Annotated in this window: 22 protein-coding genes and 2 pseudogenes; 10 read left to right on the top strand and 14 right to left on the bottom strand. The window is 34.0% G+C overall.

Annotation, left to right across the window (positions count from 1 at the left end; genetic code table 11):
• Nucleotides 1-8: 8 nt before the first annotated feature.
• Complete coding sequence (locus tag IGL80_RS06285) at nt 9-665, bottom strand: Crp/Fnr family transcriptional regulator (protein ID WP_002361998.1); 657 nt, start codon at nt 663-665, stop codon at nt 9-11.
• 159 nt (nt 666-824) lie between these two features.
• Here IGL80_RS06285 and larA point away from each other — a divergent pair, with 159 nt between their 5' ends.
• The 4 genes from larA to larD are packed head-to-tail and all read left to right on the top strand — an operon-like array spanning nt 825 to nt 4,876.
• Nucleotides 825-2,099 carry a nickel-dependent lactate racemase gene (larA, locus tag IGL80_RS06280; RefSeq protein WP_085366429.1) on the top strand — a complete coding sequence of 425 codons (1,275 nt, stop codon included), beginning with the start codon at nt 825-827 and terminating at the stop codon, nt 2,097-2,099.
• A gap of 37 nt (nt 2,100-2,136) precedes the next feature.
• Nucleotides 2,137-2,880: a nickel pincer cofactor biosynthesis protein LarB gene (gene larB / locus IGL80_RS06275; protein WP_002362000.1), complete on the top strand. Its 744-nt coding sequence runs from the start codon at nt 2,137-2,139 to the stop codon at nt 2,878-2,880.
• A complete protein-coding gene (gene larC, locus IGL80_RS06270; RefSeq protein WP_085366431.1) occupies nt 2,877-4,151 on the top strand; it encodes a nickel pincer cofactor biosynthesis protein LarC in 1,275 nt (424 codons plus the stop codon). The genes larB and larC overlap by 4 nt, the downstream gene beginning before the upstream one ends.
• A 14-nt stretch (nt 4,152-4,165) precedes the next feature.
• The gene (gene larD / locus IGL80_RS06265) at nt 4,166-4,876 is read left to right on the top strand and encodes a D/L-lactic acid transporter LarD (protein ID WP_085366433.1); all 711 of its coding nucleotides are present in this window, start codon (nt 4,166-4,168) and stop codon (nt 4,874-4,876) included.
• Between the two features lie 203 nt (nt 4,877-5,079).
• On the opposite strand, the pseudogene IGL80_RS06260 reads toward larD, so the two are convergent.
• The 4 genes and pseudogenes from IGL80_RS06260 to IGL80_RS06245 all read right to left on the bottom strand — a co-directional run bounded on the left by IGL80_RS06260 (nt 5,080) and on the right by IGL80_RS06245 (nt 7,766).
• Nucleotides 5,080-5,948, bottom strand: a pseudogene (locus IGL80_RS06260) (PTS system mannose/fructose/sorbose family transporter subunit IID).
• On the bottom strand, nt 5,923-6,774 hold the full coding sequence (locus tag IGL80_RS06255) for a PTS mannose/fructose/sorbose/N-acetylgalactosamine transporter subunit IIC (protein ID WP_085366435.1): 852 nt from the start codon (nt 6,772-6,774) through the stop codon (nt 5,923-5,925). The pseudogene IGL80_RS06260 and the gene IGL80_RS06255 overlap by 26 nt, the downstream one beginning before the upstream one ends.
• Nucleotides 6,775-6,807: 33 nt before the next feature.
• The gene (locus IGL80_RS06250) at nt 6,808-7,305 is read right to left on the bottom strand and encodes a PTS system mannose/fructose/N-acetylgalactosamine-transporter subunit IIB (RefSeq protein WP_002357192.1); all 498 of its coding nucleotides are present in this window, start codon (nt 7,303-7,305) and stop codon (nt 6,808-6,810) included.
• Between the two features lie 14 nt (nt 7,306-7,319).
• The gene (locus tag IGL80_RS06245; protein WP_085366437.1) at nt 7,320-7,766 is read right to left on the bottom strand and encodes a PTS sugar transporter subunit IIA; all 447 of its coding nucleotides are present in this window, start codon (nt 7,764-7,766) and stop codon (nt 7,320-7,322) included.
• Between the two features lie 579 nt (nt 7,767-8,345).
• Between IGL80_RS06245 and IGL80_RS06240 the strand changes: the two genes are divergently transcribed.
• Nucleotides 8,346-8,633 (top strand): hypothetical protein, encoded by a 288-nt coding sequence (locus IGL80_RS06240; protein WP_002397415.1) that lies wholly within the window; start codon nt 8,346-8,348, stop codon nt 8,631-8,633.
• Between the two features lie 245 nt (nt 8,634-8,878).
• Here the strand turns inward: IGL80_RS06240 and lacB are convergent, their stop codons facing one another.
• On the bottom strand, nt 8,879-9,394 hold the full coding sequence (gene lacB, locus IGL80_RS06235) for a galactose-6-phosphate isomerase subunit LacB (RefSeq protein ID WP_002374591.1): 516 nt from the start codon (nt 9,392-9,394) through the stop codon (nt 8,879-8,881).
• Between the two features lie 25 nt (nt 9,395-9,419).
• Nucleotides 9,420-9,848: a galactose-6-phosphate isomerase subunit LacA gene (gene lacA / locus IGL80_RS06230; RefSeq protein ID WP_002357188.1), complete on the bottom strand. Its 429-nt coding sequence runs from the start codon at nt 9,846-9,848 to the stop codon at nt 9,420-9,422.
• A gap of 223 nt (nt 9,849-10,071) precedes the next feature.
• Here lacA and IGL80_RS06225 point away from each other — a divergent pair, with 223 nt between their 5' ends.
• The 3 genes from IGL80_RS06225 (at nt 10,072) to IGL80_RS06215 (ending at nt 12,368) form a co-directional block, all read left to right on the top strand.
• Nucleotides 10,072-10,566, top strand: a complete 495-nt coding sequence (locus IGL80_RS06225; protein WP_010820056.1) for a PTS sugar transporter subunit IIA — start codon at nt 10,072-10,074, stop codon at nt 10,564-10,566.
• A gap of 1 nt (nt 10,567) precedes the next feature.
• Nucleotides 10,568-10,870 (top strand): PTS fructose transporter subunit IIB, encoded by a 303-nt coding sequence (locus IGL80_RS06220; RefSeq protein WP_002357185.1) that lies wholly within the window; start codon nt 10,568-10,570, stop codon nt 10,868-10,870.
• Nucleotides 10,871-10,964: 94 nt separating this feature from the next.
• Complete coding sequence (locus IGL80_RS06215) at nt 10,965-12,368, top strand: PTS galactitol transporter subunit IIC (RefSeq protein ID WP_002357183.1); 1,404 nt, start codon at nt 10,965-10,967, stop codon at nt 12,366-12,368.
• A gap of 40 nt (nt 12,369-12,408) precedes the next feature.
• Here the strand turns inward: IGL80_RS06215 and IGL80_RS06210 are convergent, their stop codons facing one another.
• The 3 genes and pseudogenes from IGL80_RS06210 to yqeK form a co-directional block, all read right to left on the bottom strand.
• Nucleotides 12,409-13,161, bottom strand: a complete 753-nt coding sequence (locus IGL80_RS06210; protein ID WP_002369238.1) for a DeoR/GlpR family DNA-binding transcription regulator — start codon at nt 13,159-13,161, stop codon at nt 12,409-12,411.
• A 335-nt stretch (nt 13,162-13,496) separates the two neighbouring features.
• A pseudogene (locus IGL80_RS06205) lies at nt 13,497-14,489 on the bottom strand (DUF4767 domain-containing protein).
• A gap of 111 nt (nt 14,490-14,600) precedes the next feature.
• Nucleotides 14,601-15,158, bottom strand: a complete 558-nt coding sequence (gene yqeK, locus IGL80_RS06200; protein WP_156194008.1) for a bis(5'-nucleosyl)-tetraphosphatase (symmetrical) YqeK — start codon at nt 15,156-15,158, stop codon at nt 14,601-14,603.
• A gap of 223 nt (nt 15,159-15,381) precedes the next feature.
• On the opposite strand from yqeK, the gene IGL80_RS06195 reads away from it, so the two are divergent.
• A complete protein-coding gene (locus IGL80_RS06195) occupies nt 15,382-16,287 on the top strand; it encodes a polysaccharide deacetylase family protein (protein WP_002369233.1) in 906 nt (301 codons plus the stop codon).
• Between the two features lie 402 nt (nt 16,288-16,689).
• On the opposite strand, the gene IGL80_RS06190 is transcribed toward IGL80_RS06195, so the two are convergent.
• The 3 genes from IGL80_RS06190 to rpmF are packed head-to-tail and all read right to left on the bottom strand — an operon-like array spanning nt 16,690 to nt 17,724.
• Complete coding sequence (locus IGL80_RS06190; RefSeq protein WP_002371952.1) at nt 16,690-17,094, bottom strand: NusG domain II-containing protein; 405 nt, start codon at nt 17,092-17,094, stop codon at nt 16,690-16,692.
• A 57-nt stretch (nt 17,095-17,151) separates the two neighbouring features.
• Complete coding sequence (locus tag IGL80_RS06185; protein WP_002394546.1) at nt 17,152-17,529, bottom strand: hypothetical protein; 378 nt, start codon at nt 17,527-17,529, stop codon at nt 17,152-17,154.
• A gap of 21 nt (nt 17,530-17,550) precedes the next feature.
• A complete protein-coding gene (gene rpmF / locus IGL80_RS06180; protein ID WP_002371955.1) occupies nt 17,551-17,724 on the bottom strand; it encodes a 50S ribosomal protein L32 in 174 nt (57 codons plus the stop codon).
• Nucleotides 17,725-18,341: 617 nt separating this feature from the next.
• Here rpmF and IGL80_RS06175 point away from each other — a divergent pair.
• Nucleotides 18,342-19,148: an MBL fold hydrolase gene (locus IGL80_RS06175; RefSeq protein ID WP_085366441.1), complete on the top strand. Its 807-nt coding sequence runs from the start codon at nt 18,342-18,344 to the stop codon at nt 19,146-19,148.
• A 1,150-nt stretch (nt 19,149-20,298) separates the two neighbouring features.
• On the opposite strand, the gene IGL80_RS06170 is transcribed toward IGL80_RS06175, so the two are convergent.
• A complete protein-coding gene (locus tag IGL80_RS06170; RefSeq protein ID WP_002371960.1) occupies nt 20,299-20,829 on the bottom strand; it encodes a C39 family peptidase in 531 nt (176 codons plus the stop codon).
• Between the last annotated feature and the right edge of the window lie 106 nt (nt 20,830-20,935).

The raw sequence follows: 20,935 nt of genomic DNA, 5'->3' as shown, positions 1-20,935 counted from the left end.
CTCCTATCTTATCGATCAATATAATCAGCTAAATAACTTTGATCGTAAATCACAATTTTTTGTTTTTTGATATCGATGACTTTTTCCTCTTTTAAATCATGGATAATTCGGTTTACGCTATTTCTCGTTGAAATCCCGCAAAACCCCGCAATATCCTCATTAGTTACTTGAAAATCAATTAATATTCCTTCCTCTGTCTGTACACCAAACAAATCAATTAATTGGTAAATAAAAGTACAAACAGCCCCTTTCTTACCATTCATTGTCATATTCTGTAAGGAACTAATACTCTCCGATAATTTTGCTCGGTAGTAATCCCGTACATAATCTTGAAGAACAGCATCTTCTCTAACATATTCCCAAAATACAGTCCTTGGTATCCGATAAAAGCTAGCCTCTTCCGACTCAATGCGGATATTAAAAGGAGCAGATGTATAATTTGATACTTCATCACGTAACAATGAAATAATGTCAGGAGACACAATATACGACAGATTAAATTCTCGTCCATCCTTTAAAATAATACTCGTCTTAACGACCCCTTTCTTTAATACATAGGTGTACGCTTCCTCCAATCCATGATAAGCGAGATAAGTATGGCGTTTTTTTTTGATAATCGGCGTCTTCTTTCTATCTAAGAAAGCTGTAAGATAATCTGACTCCATAATTGTCACTCCTTTGACTAAGTTTCTGTTTGATTCGTTAACTATTATAAACACTCTCACCAACCTTTTGTTAGCAAATGTTACCCACAATAAGGACTGTGTGATTTCTAAATTTCATTATACTTAGTCTCGTAAAATATTACTTAGGAGATGATTGCTATGGTAGAAATTAACCTACCTTATGACAAGAAAATGATTACTGCAAGAATTCCCGATAAAAATTTTATTGGGCTTCTCGAATCAAAAGCTGAACATTTTTCAAATCCATATACTGAGAAAGAAACAGTCGAAAAATCGCTGGACAATCCTATTGGAAGCCTTCCATTAGAAGAATTAGCTAAGGGTAAAAAAGACATTGTCCTCATTAGTTCCGATCACACACGTCCCGTTCCTTCACATATTATCACCCCAATTATTTTGCGTAGAATTCGTTCAGTGAACAAAACAGCTAGAATCCGGATTTTAGTTGCTACAGGCTTTCATCGCCCTTCTACACGAGAAGAACTGATTAGTAAATATGGTAAAGAGATCGTAGAGAATGAAGAAATCGTTATGCATATCTCTACTGATGATTCCTCAATGGTCAAAATCGGTCAACTACCTTCAGGGGGCGATTGTATCATTAATCGCATTGCAGCAGAAGCAGATTTACTGCTGGCCGAAGGGTTTATTGAATCACACTTTTTTGCAGGATTTTCTGGTGGACGTAAATCTGTTTTACCTGGAATTGCTTCTTATAAAACCATCATGGCTAACCATTCTGGAGAATTTATTGATTCCTCCAACTCACGGACAGGAAATTTAACGGATAATCCGATTCATAATGACATGGTCTACGCTGCCGCTAAAGCGAATCTAGCTTTTATTGTTAATGTCGTTTTAGATGGTGACAAAAAAATTATTGGTTCCTTTGCAGGCGATATGGTTGAAGCGCATAAAGTTGGTTGTAACTTTGTAAAAGAAATTGCCCGTGTCAAAAAAATACCTTGCGACATTGCGGTTTCAACGAATGGCGGATTTCCACTTGATCAAAACATTTATCAAGCAGTTAAAGGGATGACCGCTGCAGAAGCAACCAATAAAGACGGCGGTGTCATTATTATGGTCGCTGGATGTCGTGATGGTCACGGTGGTGAAGGTTTTTATGAAAATATTGCCAATGTTAAAAATCCAAACGAATTTTTAAAAGCAGCCATCCATACACCACGATTAGAAACCGTGCCAGATCAATGGACTTCGCAAATTTTAGCGCGAATTTTAGTTCATCATCATATAATTTTTGTTTCAGATCTTGTTGATCCTGAGCTTATCACTTCGATGCATATGGAAATAGCAAAAACGTTTGATGAAGCGTTAGAGCGAGCATTTGAAAGAGAAGGTCTAAATGCAAAAGTGACTGTGATTCGAGATGGCTTGTCTGTCATTGTAGAATAATGATCCTTGAGAAATCAGGAATAAGGAGCGTTGTATTATGCAACCGAAAGAAATTTTAGGAGCTTTTAAAGAAGGAAAATTATCTTTAGAAGAAGCAACAAACAAATTAAATGGCTTTTGCGAATTAGACTTTGCAAAAATTGATACGCAGCGTAAAGAAAGAACTGGTTATCCAGAAGTCGTTTATGGGGAAGGGAAAACAATTGAGCAACTCATCAAAATTATCAATAGCTTAAGAAAAGAAAACAATACAATTTTAGTTACTCGCGTTTCACAACAAAAAGCCCAGCCTTTAGAGTCGAACTTTCCTCATGGAACCTACTATGAACTTGCACGTTGTTTCGTTATCAACCAAATGGAGACTACAACAAAAAACTATATTGCGATAGTTACTGCTGGAACGTCAGACATGTCCGTTGCTGAAGAAGCAGCAATCACTGCAGAAACTTTCGGGAATCAAATAAAACGTATCTATGATGTAGGCGTTTCTGGCATTCATCGTTTGTTCGCTCACCTAGATGAGATTCAACAGGCTTCGGCGGTTATTGTGATTGCAGGCATGGAAGGCGCACTGGTGTCCGTCCTAGGCGGACTAGTTAGCGTGCCAGTGATTGCCGTCCCTACTAGCATAGGCTACGGCAGCAATTTCCAAGGACTGACTGCTCTTTTAGGAATGCTAAATAGTTGTTCCTCTGGCGTTAGTGTAGTCAACATAGATAACGGGTTTGGTGCCGCTTATAATGCAAGTATGATTAATCAAATAAAGGAGTCTTCACTATGAAAAGCTTATTTTTAGAACCATTTTCTGGTCTTAGTGGTGATATGTTAAATGGATTGTTGCTTGACTTAGGCGGGGATTTAAACAAACTGTTAATCGAATTAAAAAAACTTCCCATCGATGGGTTCACCATTCAAGCCCAACGAATTGCTAAAAGTTGTATTTACGGAACAGATTTCGATGTTCTCCTACAACATGGAAAAAAGGATTACGGTATAAAACACAGTCTCTCTCCTCACCACGAAAATGAACATCATGAAACGAAAGAACATGAACATCATCATAGCCATTCTAGAAATTTAAAAGATATTTATACATTAATTGAAAAAAGCGACTTGTCCAATTTTGTAAAAAAACATAGTAAAAATGTTTTCTATGACATTGCAAAAGCTGAAGCTGCTGTTCATCAACAAACAATTGACACTATTCATTTTCATGAAGTCGGAGCAATTGATTCAATTGTTGACATCGTTGGCTTTTTTATCCTATGGGAACAGTTAGAGATTGAACAAGTCTATTCAACGCCAATTACAGATGGAAGTGGCACTATCACAATTGCCCATGGAGTCATGCCAATACCAGTTCCCGCGGTGATGGAATTACGTAAAGAAACAAATTTAATCATTCAACAAGACTTTGAGATAAAAACTGAACTTGTCACACCGACTGGCTTAGCTATTTTTAAAGAACTTAGTCCTCTATTTGTCGCACCAGAACAACGATTAATTGAAAAAATAGGTTACGGATTTGGCAAACGAGAAACCGGCAAATTCAATGCCCTCAGAGGATCAATCTTTACTGAAACACATAGTAAAAAAAAGAGGACAGAACACCATGACCAAGTCTTAAAAATTGAAACAAATATAGACAATCAAACACCTGAACAGTTAGGTTACGTAATGGATCTATTATTGGAGCATGGTGCTCTAGATGTTTTTTTCACGCCCATTCATATGAAAAAAAACCGAAGTGCCATTCTATTAACGGTTTTAACAACAACAGAGGAAAAAGAATATTTTACAGAACTACTCTTTAAACATACTTCTACAATTGGTATGCGTTTTCAAACAATGGAACGTAGTGTGATGGACCGTTCTTTCAAAATCTTGGAAACACCTTTTGGTAAGGTCCATATTAAAAAAAATCATTATCATGGCCTATTGAAAGAGTCTATTGAATACCAAGATTGTGAACGAATTGCTAAACAATATAATTTTACAATCGAGGAAGTCTATCGCCTCGTCCAAACATTAAATAACAAAACTATTGATTAAAGGAGCTTTATCTTATGTTTCATCATATCTTATCAGAATTTATGGGAACTGCATTAATGATCGTATTTGGGGTAGGTGTTCACTGCGACGATGTCCTAAAACGAACAAAATACGCTGGTTCTGGTCACATGTTTGCAATCACTACTTGGGCTTTTGGAATCTCTGTTGTTCTGTTCGTCTTTGGCGGAGTCTGTATTAATCCAGCAATGGCCCTCGCTCAAGCTATTTTAGGAATGATTCCATGGTCTTACTTCATTCCCTATGTCATCGCTGAAATGTTAGGCGGCATTTGTGGCGCCGTCATTGTTTATATTATGTATGCTGATCATTTCAAGCTATCCGCCGATAGTATCGATCCAATCGCTATTCGTAATATTTTTTCTACAAATCCGAACCAACGAAATTTACCAAGAAACTATTTTGTTGAAACTTTTGCAACATTCATTTTTTTAACATCTATTTTAGCGATTGCACATTCCTACGAAACACAACTACCCATTGCTGTTGGCTTGCTTATTTGGGCAATCGGCATGGGGCTAGGTGGTACTACAGGATTCGCAATGAATCAGGCACGTGATTTAGGTCCTCGTATCGCCTATCAACTTTTACCAATCAAAAATAAAACCAATAATGATTGGCAATATGGGTTGATTGTTCCCGGAACTGCACCGTTTTTAGGAGCCATTTTTGCGACACTTTTCGTAAAATTTTTCCTAAAATTCTAATAAACCAACTAAATTTCTAAAACAAAAAAATATATAAAATAGAAGCTAGTCTCTAAATTTCTTCTATTTTATATATTTTTATTTTAATCACAAGATTTTTTCTGTGTCTTAGAGAGTAAGAATTTAATTTATTAGCTTTTTCGTCATCGATTTTCTGCAAAAGCCAGTTTGCTCTAACAGTTAGAGTCCTTTTTGGTGATTGTTCAGTAAGTTAATCCTGGATTGAAAACACCTAATAAAACGCCAACGAGAGAAATAACAACTAAAATAAGCATCGTCCAAATAGCGGAAACATGTTTTTTTGACATTAACCACCAACAAAACAAGGTAACAAGTATCGTTAATAATCCTGGATAAATACTGTCAATTTTATCTTGCAGTTTAAGGAAAACTTTTCCGTCAGCACCTATTAATTTAAAAGAAGTAGTCACGTTTACCCAAGATGCAAGGACCCCACCGACAACCATACTACCAATAACTCCGATAGCAACTCTAACGGCGGCTCCTTCTTTCCTAACTAAGAAACTTACTGCTTTATCACCAAAATGATAGCCTCTAAAATACAAAAAGCGTTGGCCAAAATAGGAAATTAACGTCCAAACAATAATATAAAATATGGCACCAATTGGCGAACCGCCCGTGGACATTCTAAGGAAATTCCTAACAAGATAGGAATCAAGGTACCATCAACTAATGAATCACCAATCCCTGCAATTGGCCCCATTAATCCTGCCCTCATATCATTAATGGTTTCTCCATCAATTTCATTCTTACTTGCTCTAGCCTCTTCCATACTAGCAGTCACACCAACAATGACCGTCCCAAGCATTGGATTTGTGTTAAAAAAAGCTGTATATGCTTGAATGGCTTTCACTTGGTCTTCATGTTTTGGATAAAGTTTTTTGATAATAGGAAGCATTGAAGAAAGATAGCCGAAGGTTTGCATATGCTGTTGTGAAAAACAAGTTAACGCTCCCCAAAACCATAAATGAAAAGAATGCTTTAACGTTTTTTGGTCTAATTTATTTGCTTTCAACTCTTCCATCTCATATGTCCTCCTCTTCGTCATCATTCGTTAGACTTCCTGTTGAATCAACCAGTTTAGTATTGTTTTTAATCAAAGCAATTTTATAAAAAATTACAGCAAAAAGAAGCGCAATAATCGTTATCGAGACTAAATTAAGTTTTAATAAAGCAGCTAATGTGAACCCTACAAAAAAAGGTACAAAATCAATGTTCTTATTAACAATTTGACGTAACAAAATTGCAATTCCCACACACGGAAGCATGCCACCTACAGTAAAAAGCGTTTTCATTGCAAGACCATCCATAGGTAATGCATCTCTCATTGCTGTAACAGCCGTAGCCCCAAAATAGGTTAAAATCACGGTTGGCAAAAAGGAAAAAAGTAGATGAGAAATCCACGGCCAACCAAAATTAATGGCATATAAATGATCAAGCTTGCCTTTTTTTATATCTTTCCAACCAAACGATTGCCAAACTAAATTTAACGCGGCAACAGAATAAAATAATACCGTTCCGATCGTTCCAACTAATGTGCCGACCGATTTAGCCAGGTCGGCTGCAGAGCCGCCAAGTGGATCTAACCCTTTGGTCGAAATCGCCACCATCGCCAAAGGAATCCCGATATATGAAATTGCCCGCACATCAGCAGACACTGTGCCTCCAGGTGTGACCAAAGCAATGTAAACTAATTGCATTGCTACGCCACAAGCGATTCCTAATTTTAAATCTCCTAAAATAATGCCACAAACTAATCCGCCGACTAAAGGACGCCCAATCGTATAATTTCCCACCGCTTGTCCAGCCATACAAGAATTTGAACACAGACAAGCAAATAGGCCTAAAATAGCCGCTTGTATCCAGTTGATTGTCATAATACTACTCTCCTCTTTTCAAAACTTCTAGAATCAGTAACCAAATTTAGCTTTAAAATGCGCCCAAGAACCAATTCGTTGATCAGGTAACAAGGCAAAATCCACTTTGTAACCAGCCTTTTCAATTTCTTCAAAAGCCGCTGCTTCTTCTGCTGTAAAGGATTGGTTATCCCCTAATTTAATTGTCCCTTCGCGGTCATTTCCCGGTCCAACATTAATCATTTTTACTTCACTTGGAACAAAATGCCAATCCACCAAAATTTTTTTCATATCCAAAGGGCTCTTTGTAATCAAAAAGTATTTTGACTTAGACGCTAATACTTTATCCTTTACATCAAAAAAATGCGCCATTGTCCAAATAAAGGTTTTTTTATCTTGTGCAGCTGCTTTATATGCTTCCTTTAAAATGGGGTTACTTGCTGCTTTGTCATTCACAGCTATAATGCCATCACATGGCATTTCTTTAGTCCAACGTAAAGTAATTAAGCCATGAATCATTCGATCATCGATTCGAACAAAAGAAATTGACATGTTCATCTTCTCCTTTAGATATCCTCTTCAGTTATATCGTTTTCAGTTACATCGTCTTCAGTTACAGTTAACTCTCTAATGCCATGACAAGCATCTGCTACTATCATTTTTTTCAAATCAGATAATTCACTAGTTTCTTTCAATAGAAGCGCATTTAAAGCCATTGGAAAATTCACTCCTCCAACAATCAGAGAATTTTCTAGCATTTTTTGCTTATCTAATACTTTACAAATAGTAGCAATTGGACTCCCGCCTACAATATCAGCCAAAACGATTAGCCTCGTTTCCTGCGGTAATTTTTCAACTTCACAAAGAAACCGCTTACCAAAATTATCGGTAGATTCACCAGGTTGTAAGCCAAACACTCTGACTGTCTCTATCTCCTCGCCAGCAAACATCCCTAATGAATTTTTTAACCCTCTAGCAAAATCGCCATGACTGACCAGAACTAAATAAGTCATTTTCTCTCTCCTTTCTTAACATTTCCACTTCAAAATTTTTTAAATCACCTCTTTTTAAGAGTCCATAATACAGCTTTTATAAAATGAGAATACTTGCTTCGTTCGCCTCACACTCCTTTGATAGCATGAATGTTTAACAACAGTACCTTTCTAAAATTAAAGTCATTCACTAAAAAGTTCTAATGAATTTGGCTGTTGTAGCTTGATGACAAGGAACAATGACTTTCTTTATCCATAAAAACATTTAGTTGATTACGCTTAAAAAAATAAATAATATAGCAATTCCCAAAAAAGTTGCTTTTGTATAGTCCCTTTTCTAAATTTATTGATTCATTTTTTCAACTATTAGGTTAGCAAAGTCCCAACACACATTCCACCCACAATAGGTGTACATAGTTGTACATTATTCGGAGTTAATCAACTCATTTAAGCTATGGTAAAATAACTATATATCACTCCAATTTTCTAATTATATAGGTCATTCCAGGTCATGCTCTTTTGGATATAACAAAATGAAATTATATCGAATCTATGGTTTTATGCTCTTAATAAATTAAAAAGTAAAGTAGGGATATTTATATGTCAGCAAAAGAAAAAACGATGAAATATGGATTGGTAGGCCTCTTTTTAGGGATATTGTTATTAGCTCATCTAGATTTATTAGCTGAAAATCTTAGTTATCTTCTCTTAGGATTATTACTTTTACTTGCTGCATATCTAATCTTGGTAAAAAAATTTTATTTTTTCTCAAACTTGATTCCTAAAAATACTACTGATATACATCTAAGTAAAAAATATGGTACGGCTTCTGGCATCGGCAGTTTAGTTATCGGGATTATTTTAATAATTCTGGGACTATTTTTATAGAAAAATAATTACTAAAATAAAACAAGCAGCGAAACCATAAAAAGTACACGAGAAAAGAACTCGTGTACTTTTTATGGTTACCTGTATAGCCTTCAATTTGTTCCTTTGTTACTTCTTTTTCTTAATAATGCTCTTTACAGTGCTACGTTAAAACAGCAATAAAAATTAATGAAGGGGAATTTAACTCAAATACCAATGATTATTATTTAAAACCACTTTCTTAAGTAACCTTCATTGATTAAATACTAATCGTGATAGACTCCTCGTTGCCATTTATCTAAAAATTCATCGAAAAAGTGCGCATCTTGTTGTTCTGGATGTTGTTTTTCAACTTGATTAATTTTTTCAATTAGTTGTTCGTTGTCTTCTGTTGGATGATAGTGTGCTTCAATAAAGGCCGCAGCGATATCACAGATCAAGAATTCTCCTGTTATTTTCCCACCGAAACCAATAACATTTGCGTTTAATTCCTCTTTCGCATACAACGCTGTGGTCATATCGCGAACTAAAGCAGAACGGATACCCGGCACTTTGTTAACCGCATTGTTAATTCCAACGCCTGTTCCGCAAATACATATACCCAAATCAGCCTGATTGCTCATTACGGCTTCTCCCACTTTTTTTCCGAAAATAGGATAGTGGGTTCGAGTAAAATCATACGTGCCTACATCTAAAATTTCATATCCCTTTGCTTTCAAAAAATCAGAAACTGCTATTTTGGTATCTGTCACAATATGATCACAACCAATGGCAATTTTCATAAAAACGCTTCCTTTCTATTATTTGTTAAGCCATTTTATTTAACATATCTACACGTATTTGATGACGCCCGCCTGCATAATGACCTGTTAAGAATTCTTTTATTATGTTTTTGGCAAGTTCCGTTCCGACAATTTTTGCGCCCACCGTGATCATCCGAGCATTGTTGTGTTCTCGCGCCATATATGCAGAACGCTCATCTGACAACTCGGCTACAATCATTCCTTTAATTTTAGCAGCAGTCATAAAACTACCTGCACCATAACCATCAAAAACGATTCCTAAACTTTCAGTATCCTTTAAAACTTCATGAGCAACAGCAAGCGTTGCTTCTATAAAGTCTTCCGAAGCACTTTCACTTTTATCGATTACCTCAACTTTTTCTTGCAATAAGTATTGTTTCATTTCTGCTTTTAATTTTATTCCATCTAAATCTGAACCAAGTATGACACGCATTTTGTTTTCCTCCTTACCTCGTGTATCTACTATTAAAATTCTGTCCCTTTCTTTAAACTCAAATCCCCTTCTCGAAAACATAATAAAACAATATCGAACTTTATTCAACATTTATTTTCTTTTTTTGTTTATTATTGTTTAATATTGTGTTGACATCTTTTTGAAAGCGTTTTATATTATACTTGTAAATAAATAATAATATATTAAAGAAACGGGGGGTTCTATGGTTATTAAAACATCGATTTTTTCATTAGATACTACCTATATTTCAAACAAAAAAACACAAGAAGAAGTTTTTGAAGAAGTTTATTTAGACTTGTTAAAAAAGAAATTAGTTAGACCTGATTTTCTAACTAATTTATTGGAACGAGAACATAACTATCCGACTGGTTTAAGTTTAACACCGATTGATCCTGCACTACCGAATATCGCCATTCCGCATACCGAAAGTACCTTTGTACGGACGACAAGAATTATCCCGATTAAATTGAATCAACCCTTATCATTTCATAACATGATTATCCCAAATGAAACGCTCTCTGTTTCCTTTCTTTTCATGATTTTAAATGAAAACGGTATTGAACAAACGGGTCTTTTAGCAACTATCATGGATTTTATTAACACGACAGACCGTTCATCACTATTGGCTTTTTTTCAATGTGAAGATAAAGAAGAAGTTTATCGTTTTTTACAAAAAAATTTTAAAGGAGAGATTTAACATGATCAAAATTTTAGCTGCATGTGGTGCTGGGGTAAACTCTAGCCATCAAATCAAATCTGCATTAGAAACAGAATTATCTAAAAGAGGCTACCAAGTTTCTTGCGATGCCGTAATGATTAAAGATATCAATCAAGAGATGCTATCCCATTATGATATTTTCGCCCAAATCGCTAAAACAGATTTGGGTTTCCCAATCACGATTCCTGTAGTTGATGCAGGCGCAATTCTTTATCGAATTCCAGCAATGGCTGAACCTGTTTATCAACAAATGGAAAGTATCATTCACTCTTTAAACAAATGATTTCCTTTTCAGACTAATTACTTACGCTTCACTGTCAACAATAACAAAACTAAGATAAAAATTTTGTTATCTTAGCTTATGAAGGAGAAAATAAATGAATACGATTATTGACCTAGCAAATACAATTTTTAAACCTTTAATTGATTTAGGTGCTGCTCCTTTAATGACTATTGTTTTAACACTGATTGCCCTTTGTTTTAAGGTAAAACCCACTCGCGCATTAGAAGGTGGTCTTAAACTAGGGATTGCTTTAACTGGTATCAGTGCTATTATAGGAATTTTAACTACTGCTTTCTCAGATGCAATGGCCTCTTTCGTAGAACGTACAGGAATTTCTTTAAATATTACTGATGTTGGTTGGGCACCTTTAGCCACCATCACTTGGGGATCTCCTTACACGCTTTACTTTCTTTTAATTATGGTGATTGTCAATGTCATTATGTTAATTCTAAATAAAACAAACACATTAGATGTGGATATTTTCGACATTTGGCATCTATCGATTGTTGGTTTATTTGCTATTTTTTGTGGCGCAAACTTAATAATTGCAACAATCTTAGTTATTTTCATAGGTGTTTTAAAAATTATCAATTCTGACTTAATGAAACCAACGTTTAACGATTTACTTAACGCCCCAGATACCAATCCTATGACTACCACGCATATGAACTATATGATGAACCCAATCATTATGGTTTTTGATAAAATTTTTGATAAGCTTTTCCCTTGGTTAGATAAATACGATTTTGACGCTGCCAAATTGAATAGTAAAATTGGCTTTTGGGGATCAAAATTTGCCATCGGGATTTACTTAGGGATTTTTGTGGGTCTTTTAGCTGGCCAAACACCCACGCAAATTTTTTCTCTATCCTTTACGGCTGCAGTCTGTTTGGAACTATTCTCTTTAATTGGAACTTGGTTTATCGCTGCAGTTGAGCCTTTATCACAAGGTATCACTGATTTTGCTTCGAATAAATTAAAAGGGCGTACACTTAATATTGGTTTAGATTGGCCTTTCTTAGCTGGTCGTGCTGAAATCTGGGCAGCAGCTAACGTATTGGCTCCAATTATGCTATTAGAAGCCATTGTCCTACCTGGCAATAAACTTTTACCACTTGGCGGAATTATTGCAATGGGTGTAACCCCTGCTCTACTAGTAGTTACAAGAGGTAAACTCATCCGAATGATTATCATTGGAGCAATCGAATTACCTTTGTTCTTATGGTCTGGTACCCTAATTGCACCGTTCGTTACCGAAACCGCAAAAAAAGTTGGCGCTTTCCCAGCGGGTCTAAATAATAATACTTTAATTTCACATACTACCATGGAAGGGCCAATGGAAAAATTCTTAGGATACTTAGTCGGCAATGCATCACAAGGTCAACTCGAATTTATTTTATACGCATGTCTGGCGCTAGTCGCCTATCTACTGATTTTCATTTGGTATGCAAAACAAATGAAGAAGCGAAATATTATTTATGCTCAAAAAGCTCAATAAGGGAAACTAAAAAGAAGAGGTGCATCTGCACCTCTTCTTTTTAGTAAATCACCCTGACAACTTTTTCCAATACTTTAGATGTGTCAAATTTATCTTTATTTGTAACTACCGCTGTCACTTCTTCTAATTGATAAAAAGAATAAAAATCCTGTTTCTCTACTTTAGAAGTATCCATTAACAAATATTTTTCTATTGAGTTATCTAATGCAATTGCTTGTGTTTGTCCTTCTTCAATAGTCGCTGTCATAATTTTATTATCTTTTAACGCATTGCAACTAAAAAATGCTTTATGAAAATGCATTTCTTCTAATGCTTTATTAGCGATTTCACCAAAAAAAGATTTAGTTAAAAGTCGCATTTCTCCACCAACCAAATAAATGGTCAACGCATTCTTTTTTTTACTTAACGTTTCAAACACAGGCAAACAGTTTGTTACTACTCTTAAATGTTTAAATTCCATTGCCTCGGCCAAAAGTTCAATAGTTGTTCCTGGTCCTAGGAAGATAGTTTCCTCTTCGTGAATTAAACTTAATGCTTTTTGGACAATTTCTTTTTTTTCAACACTATTAATAATTTGTTTATCAGCATGAGACAATTCATGTGGACGATATGTATTTAAACTGCTAGCTCCTCCATGTACTCGTTTTAAACGCCCCGCTGCTTCTAATTCTGTCAAATCTCTACGAACAGTCATATCAGAAACATTTAATCGTTCCATAATTTCAGTAACTTTGATTGCCCCTTTTTGATCTACTAGAGAGACTATCGCATTTAATCTTTCTTCTTTTAGCATTTTCATCGCTCCATTGTTAGTATATCTTTTATTCTACGATAAAATACTTACTATGAATACTAAAACATTTCTCCATTTATTTTAACATGAACGACGATTTGTAAAAAATTGACGATTTAGTCTATCTTTATATAAACAGATATCACTTCAACGATTGATTCAGATCTATTTGAGCCTAGTCAAATAGAGATCTAGCATAAAAACTTCCCAGAAAAACATCCCCTACTCTGAGCACCTCTATCCAAAAAAATAGCACATAGGCAAAGGCAGGCTGCTTATAAAAAGGTAAGCAACCCGCCTTTGCCTATGTTTAAGTAAACGATGTATTTCCCCTATTACTGATTCAAAGTCCTTAAAACTTTATAATCACTGTTTTGCACGAGTAAAACGCTACTTGGGTTATCGGGATAAGAAGCATTGCCATCAAACGATACAACAACAGTATTCGTACCAACTTTCGTGAATTGTGTATATGAGCCCCCAGCACCGCCCACGTTGGCAAAATGTAATGTCAAAGTGTCGCCTTTTGTTTCTACCTCGCGCCAATTTGCCCGCTGATAGTTATATCAGTCAATTTGAGTTGAAAATTCGTTTGCCGTGTTTTTATACATTCCTTCATAAAAATCAATCGCTTCCTCTTTTGAAGACCACGGATTGACTGAAATATTTGGGATTTGTTCTTTAGTAATTGACGGGGCACCTACAATTTTTTCAAAGCCAGCCCTCAACTCTGCGTTATCTGTTGCTCCAAAATATAGATAGCCATAAGGATCTCCTTGATTTTGCATCGTCACTAAAACTAAGGGCTGATTGTTAACGATGGTGAATAAATACAAATGCTTTTGCATTTCTGGTTGCGTTTCTGCATCAGAGTAAACAGCAACTAACGCATATCCATCCTTCACTTGTCCATTTTCAGACCATTCTAAATAAATGGGATGCTGACCAATCGCTGGCTGCATAGTAACATTTCCTACTAGACCATCAGGCGCTTGGACGCCATTAAAATTGATTGAATTTCCTGGTGTATATTCTTTATACGTTTGGTTCATCCGTTGCCCCCAATCAGCCATAAATTGTTGTAACTGTGCTTTTTTTTGCACAGACCACAACTGATTTTCAGTTTTAGTAGAAGCAGAAGAATTACTTTGAGTCGTACTAGATTTTGACTCCGTGCTCATTTGACTTGCTTGGCTGTTGTTAACGGTAGCAGGTGCTTTCATTTCTGATGTTGCTGTCGGCTTGCTTGCAGTGCTGTCACCATTTTTGTTGGAAGAACATCCTGATAAAATACTCAATAAAAGACCTATCAAGATTATTTTTTTCATTGGGAATCCCTTCTTTCTGACAAGAATACTGTACTACTTTTCCCCTTTTCTCACCAGCAAAACTCGACTAAAAACGGTTATGTTTATTTGTTATTTAATTATCAAATTAAGTTAATTGTAAGCATCCCATAACCAAGGATGCACAACTTTAATATCGTGTTTCAAAATATAATCAATATAGAAATATGCGGCATTTTCTAAAGAACAATTTAAAGCTTGTAATAAACCATCTAAGTATGGTGGTTTACCTTCTTGATCCCACTTTATTTTATCAGCGACAAACAAAACTAAATCTATGTCCGAATAGTTTTTCTTCAATGTTGTATGGCATTCAATAGCTGATAAAATTTCATTGTCTTCAATACCAAAATCCATTTTCGCAATAGACTTAGAAATTTTTTGATGAATTATCATTGGAAAGGCCATTTCTGCTTCGTTTAATTCAATCCCATATTTTTGTGCGACACTAATTCTCTGATTATTTGGATAAATCGCAGAGATATCGTGTAAATATCCTGCAATACTTACTTTTTCTGGACTAGTTAAATATTTTTCACCAAGTTGATAGGCATACTCTCCAACTTCCATACAATGATAATACGTCTTCTCACAGTTTTTACTCACTAAATATTGTTTAATTTCATTTTTCAACACCTGTTGATGATCCATTTCCACAGCCCTTTCTCATTCCGATTACTCTTCTAGATAAATAAAGTATACTCCTTTCATCCTCTAGCAACCTTTTATTTTTTATTAAATAAACAACTAACTAAATTGAAAAAATTGAAACTTTTTGGTCCTCAAATTCGTCTATAACTAATAGGACGTTCAATTTTGTATAACGTGGAGGTGTATTTTTTGACTTTTTCATTAACCAAAGAGGAGTGAAAGTATGCGACATAAGAAAAGGAAATTCAAAATAAACGGGTATGTATTATTTAGTGCGTTAATCCTCATTGTTCTTGTTTTCATTCAAACGTTCCTATTAACTCAACCCAAGATAACAAGTAAAAATGATGATACTACGCAGACATCGACTAAAAATTCAACTGCAAAAAAAGATTCCCCGACCAAGTTAGAAAAGGAATCAACACACATGACTATTTCATCAAAAAAATATGCTTACTCAGCAGACAAAATCAGAAAATATATAACTGGAGAAGAACCTTACAAAGGTGAAAAATTAGTATTCTTAACCTTTGATGATGGCGTTAATAATCAAATAACCCCACAAGTCCTAGATACATTAAAAAAGTATAACGTCCACGCAACTTTTTTTCTTGTAGGAAATACCCTAACTTCCGAAAATCAAAAGATAGTGAAACGCGAAGTTGCAGAAGGACATTCAATAGGCTTTCATAGTTCAACTCATGATTATGCAACGTTATATCCAAACGGGATTGTCAACACTAAAGAAATACAAGCTGAAATAGCAACCATGGAGAACTCTCTTAAAAAAATATTGGGCGAAACATTTCAAACAACTCTCTGGCGATACCCAGGAGGTCATATGTCATGGGGAGGTACAGAAAAATCTGATGAATTATTCAAACAACTTGGCATCCATTGGATTGACTGGAATGCGATGGTTGGGGATGCGGAGCCGTTAGACAGACAGCCTACTACAGTCGCAGAAATGCTCGCTTTCCATCAACATTCACTTGAGGTTTATCCGGATTATAATATTAGAGTAGTCTTAATGCATGATTCAGTAGATAAGGAATTAACAAAACAAGCATTGCCACAATTAATAGAGTTTTATCAAGCAAACGGTTATCAATTTGGTGTCTTATATTAGAGCAACTCGGAGCACTAAAGGAAGTATTTCTGGTCTTAGCCAATGTTGATTTTCTGCTTATAATGGCGAGCCTTATGGAAGCATCATTAATGCGTTTACGAATCTTGGCGTTAGTTGATAGTTAAGTTGTTTTAGAAATATATTCATTCGAAGTTATTTTTTTGTCTTGGCGTAACTAAAACATACTCCTCACGGAAAGGCCTGATAAATTTTTATTTAGTTATCAAAGGACGTAAGTAGGAAAATTAGGAGTTATTTTCTGTTTCATATCTATAACAACTTCTTCACTATACGCTTTATAAATTCTGAATAATAATTTTACTCACTTGATTTTCTTCTTTAATTACTTTTTTAAAATAAATCCAACAAATCCTTTTTTAGCATACATGCTAAAAAAGGATTTTAGTAAATATAATAATCCTTAGAATATTGTTGAACAATTTCTAAAATGAATCTGTGAGGAATACAGATACTAGTTTGCCCTGGTTCTGATATCCATCCTGTTTTCACCGCAATTTGATCTGGACTATTATCTTTTTTTACACGAACGTGCCCATTTTTAACTTCTATAGTATTATATTGCCCTTTTGATGGATAATATGTTTTGATAAATTCTTTTGAATCATCTAAATTTATACGCTCAATCTCTTTCCCATCTATCTTGACCACAGCATATTTAGTGTCGTCAAAACTTTTGGAGTTAAATGGCTTATTATGAAAAAAAATAAAATATGGAGAAAAAGAGATAGCTATTAAAAAGATAATAACTATTATGTCTCCTTTTTTCATCAGACCCTTTCTATACATTTTTATTAAGAATTAGTGAACTGTTTTTCCATTTGTTTCTGAACATCTTGTCTTTACTCACCTTTCTTCAAGAAATTGTTGAATTTGAATCCGTACATCATAGTCACAATCTTTGTCATTCAGTAATAATATTAATTCTTCTTTTAAACAAACAGGAACTTCCCAAAAACCATCTATTTTCCGGAAATAATCAGGGTCATAATTTTTAAAAAATGGGTACAATTTTAAAAATTCTTCAAAAGATAAATCATATTCTTCATAAAAGTCTTTAACTAATCCTTTTTTAAGAGCCTCTTCTGTTGGAGTGCCATTTTCATTAATAATATTCTTCATAACCATTATTCTGTATAATTCAGACTTATCATATCTTTCTTGTTCATAATCTTGATAAAATTTAAAGCTCTGTTCCACAAGTGGCGGATAAATAATATTCATTTTCTTCAATACTATTACCTCCTATTTTTTATCCATCACTTTTTTTCCACCATAATAGCCTTTTAAAGATACATGATGACTTTTACGATAATCACCAAGATTCTCATCAAACGAAATTTCAGGTTTTATTAATTTTCCATGTGTTCGACGCAATCTTTTTTTTGATTTCGATGTTCTTCTCGCTGGTACAGCCATATTTATTACCTCCTAAATTATAAACGTTTCTAAAATACTTTCCTAATTTGTAATCAGATTTGAATATTTAAAACATACTATTGATACACTAATAAACCGTAACACGCAATTGTGCATTACAGATAAAAAATACAAATCGTAATGATTACGTTTTAACAACGATATCTTATCAACCTTTTTTTAATTTGTCAATATCTTTATTTACATATTCTTATATATAAATAAATCACCTTCCCAACTTGAGTACTTACTTATATTTACCAAATGCTAATGGATTCAATCTGTAAGCATTTGCTTTCTTGATAATTGTTAACTAAATAAATTTGTACAACAAAAAATTCAATATATGCTGATGTGTGTACTTCACTAATAACAATTTTTATTTCATGCCTTTTTTGCTTGACCAAAACAGTAAAATTAAATATAATTCAAATGTAACTTAATCAGTTACATTAATATCAGGAAAAAGAAAGAGGTTTTTTATGAAAAAAATAGGATTGCTTTTATTCTCTATTGGACTTACTTCTTTGTTATTATCTTCTTGCTCAAATTATAATATGAGAAAAGATAATAACAGTAGCATAAGCACTAAGACTTCTAATTAGGAGGAAAATATAATGTACAAAAAAATACAAGGTATCGATGCTACTTATTTAATAATGAATCCTGATCCCGTGTTTGGCTCTACTGCAACAATTATCGAAAAAAACGGTAAGGGACTTTTAGTAGATACGCAATTTTCAAAAAAGGACGCAGATAAAATTGTCCAACTTGTAAAGTCAAACAATATTGATATTGAAACAATTTATATTTCATATAGTGATCCTGATTATTACTTTGGAACAAATCAAATAAAAAAATCTTTTCCTAAAGCAAATGTAGTAGCCACAGCTTCTACGATTTCACGGATTAAAGACACTTATAAATCAAAATTATCCGTATGGGCAGATACATTAAAGGAGAACGCACCAGACAAAATTATTATTCCAAATGAAATAAAGGAATCAATTAATTTAGAAGACGTAGAGTTTGAAATCTTTGGTAATGATATAAAAAAACAAACACTTTATAATAAAAACGATCAACTATTGGTAGGCGGTATTTTAGTTTCTACTGGTAGCCACTTATTTATGGCTGACACTAAATCTATTGACAGTCAATTACAATGGATAAATGATTTAAGTGAATTAGAATCCTTATCACTAAGAACAGTTATTCCTGGTCATTTTGAAGCTGGAAACCAATTTATGCCCCAAAATATTAAATTTACGAAAGAGTATATTGAAAAATTTATTACAGCTGAGAAAGAGAGCAAAGTAAGCAGTGAAATTATCACTAAAATGAAAAACTATTATCCAAAATTACCAGAAGGAAACCTTGAAATGAGTGCTAAAGTTGTAATCGGTGAAATGGATTGGGAATAACACTTTTAAAGTCACTAAGAATAGAGGGCAAGTTCATCGACGGATGAATTTGTCCTCTATTCTTAGTATATTTTACTTGTTTAGTATCTACTTTATTTGGCACGTTAGTTTGAGAAACTTAAACAGTATAATTCACTCTTTTATTACTTATCTCTGCTTTTATGTAAGACTTAGCTTCAAATGGTTGTGGAACTTTACCTGAAACTTCCCAATTTATTTTCTGATGTTCTCCATTTTACTTTACAAAGTCGGCAGAATACTTATACGAATAACTACCCTATACCTCATTTCCAAGTGCATCTTTTTGTTACAACTTCTGCAGGAGTTAGTACATAGGTGGTGACGATTTTGTACGTACTATTATAATATTTGTAACCGAAGTATTGTATAAGTTTAGCCTTTTTTGTTCTTTTTCATACTTATACTAATTGTCCATTCAATTTAGCTTTAACAAGAACTATCACTACTCCGATAATTATTAATAGCCAGCCAATAATTGCTAAAGGTTTATTCGTGGTACGGTAAGGATAACCCCAATTCCCCCCCCCAAACAAATCTTGTTGTCATCATTAAAAGAATCAAGCCAATCGCTGCAATAATACTGCCAATAAGTATTACATAATCCATTTTGGTTCCTCCTCAATTTCTCTTGCTTGAAAATATATTTTACAAAGTACATTTATATAGAAATCTAACTTTTATCTACAAATGAATATAAAAATGCATTGAACTAAAAAACTAAGCTAAGGTAACTGTTTATAGAGACTAAGCTTTATATAAATTTAGAAATAATACCTAAAAATAAAAAAATATTTTTGCTGTTTGTTCTTTTGTTTTTGTCTTTTTAAATCTCTTAATTGTTTTAATGACATCTAATATAATAGTTTAAAGCAGAGCCTATAAGTATTAATAACTTGCCTTCAATTGTTTTAACCATTAAACTAATTTCACTATATTAAAAACTGGAGAGATTTTTTTGTTTTACTTTCCTCCTTTGTTTTTTTGTTATGTTTTATAAACACTAAATATACTCATATAAGAAAATACAACAACAGAGTGTACAGAAAGGAAAACTTTTCTGTACACTCTCGTATGACTTTAATTTTAAAGGTGCTTTCATTTATTCCCATATAGTACTGAAAAATAGGACTTAACGAATTACAACTGCAAAATTCCTCTCATTATATATACTTTCAAAGGTATTTTTATTGATCCAATATTTACCGGAAATCGGATCAGATACGTGAACCGTTCCATTTTTTAAATCGTAGCCATCTAATGTCACTGCATGATTATTATTTACCGCTTTACCAAAATCCCATATTCCCCATCGTGCCGGTTGAAATTTTATCGTCACCCAAGCAACAATTGGATTATTATTTTTCACTTCCTCTAGTAATTCATCTAAAGAATGACCTGACATATCTTGTACATCTCCATATACTTTTCCCCATTTTACTAAAGGCACAGGATAGATAGCAGAGTAAGTCCATGAGTTTTCAACAAAAGGACTACCTACAAATCCATCATAAGGATTTCCATTAGGAGAGATAGGAATTGTTTTTAAAAATTTGATTAAGTCCCAATCAGGAATTTTTCCTTTATACTGTAAGCCTTGTAATAGTGAAGCCCCCTCACACCCACTAGGCGCTCCTAAGGCATACTGATCATAATTTTTCACTCCAAGTAAGTTGTAATCTTCAGAAGCAAAAGCATTGGTACCAACTATAAAGAATAAGCCAAGTAAAGGTAGAATAAACGATTTTTTTAGTATAGTAACTGTATTT

This window comes from Enterococcus sp. DIV2467a (genome assembly GCF_050532945.1).
Taxonomy (GTDB): domain Bacteria; phylum Bacillota; class Bacilli; order Lactobacillales; family Enterococcaceae; genus Enterococcus; species Enterococcus faecalis.
The sequence above is the reverse complement of the archived record's forward strand: the minus strand, read 5'-3'. Positions and strand labels throughout refer to the sequence as shown.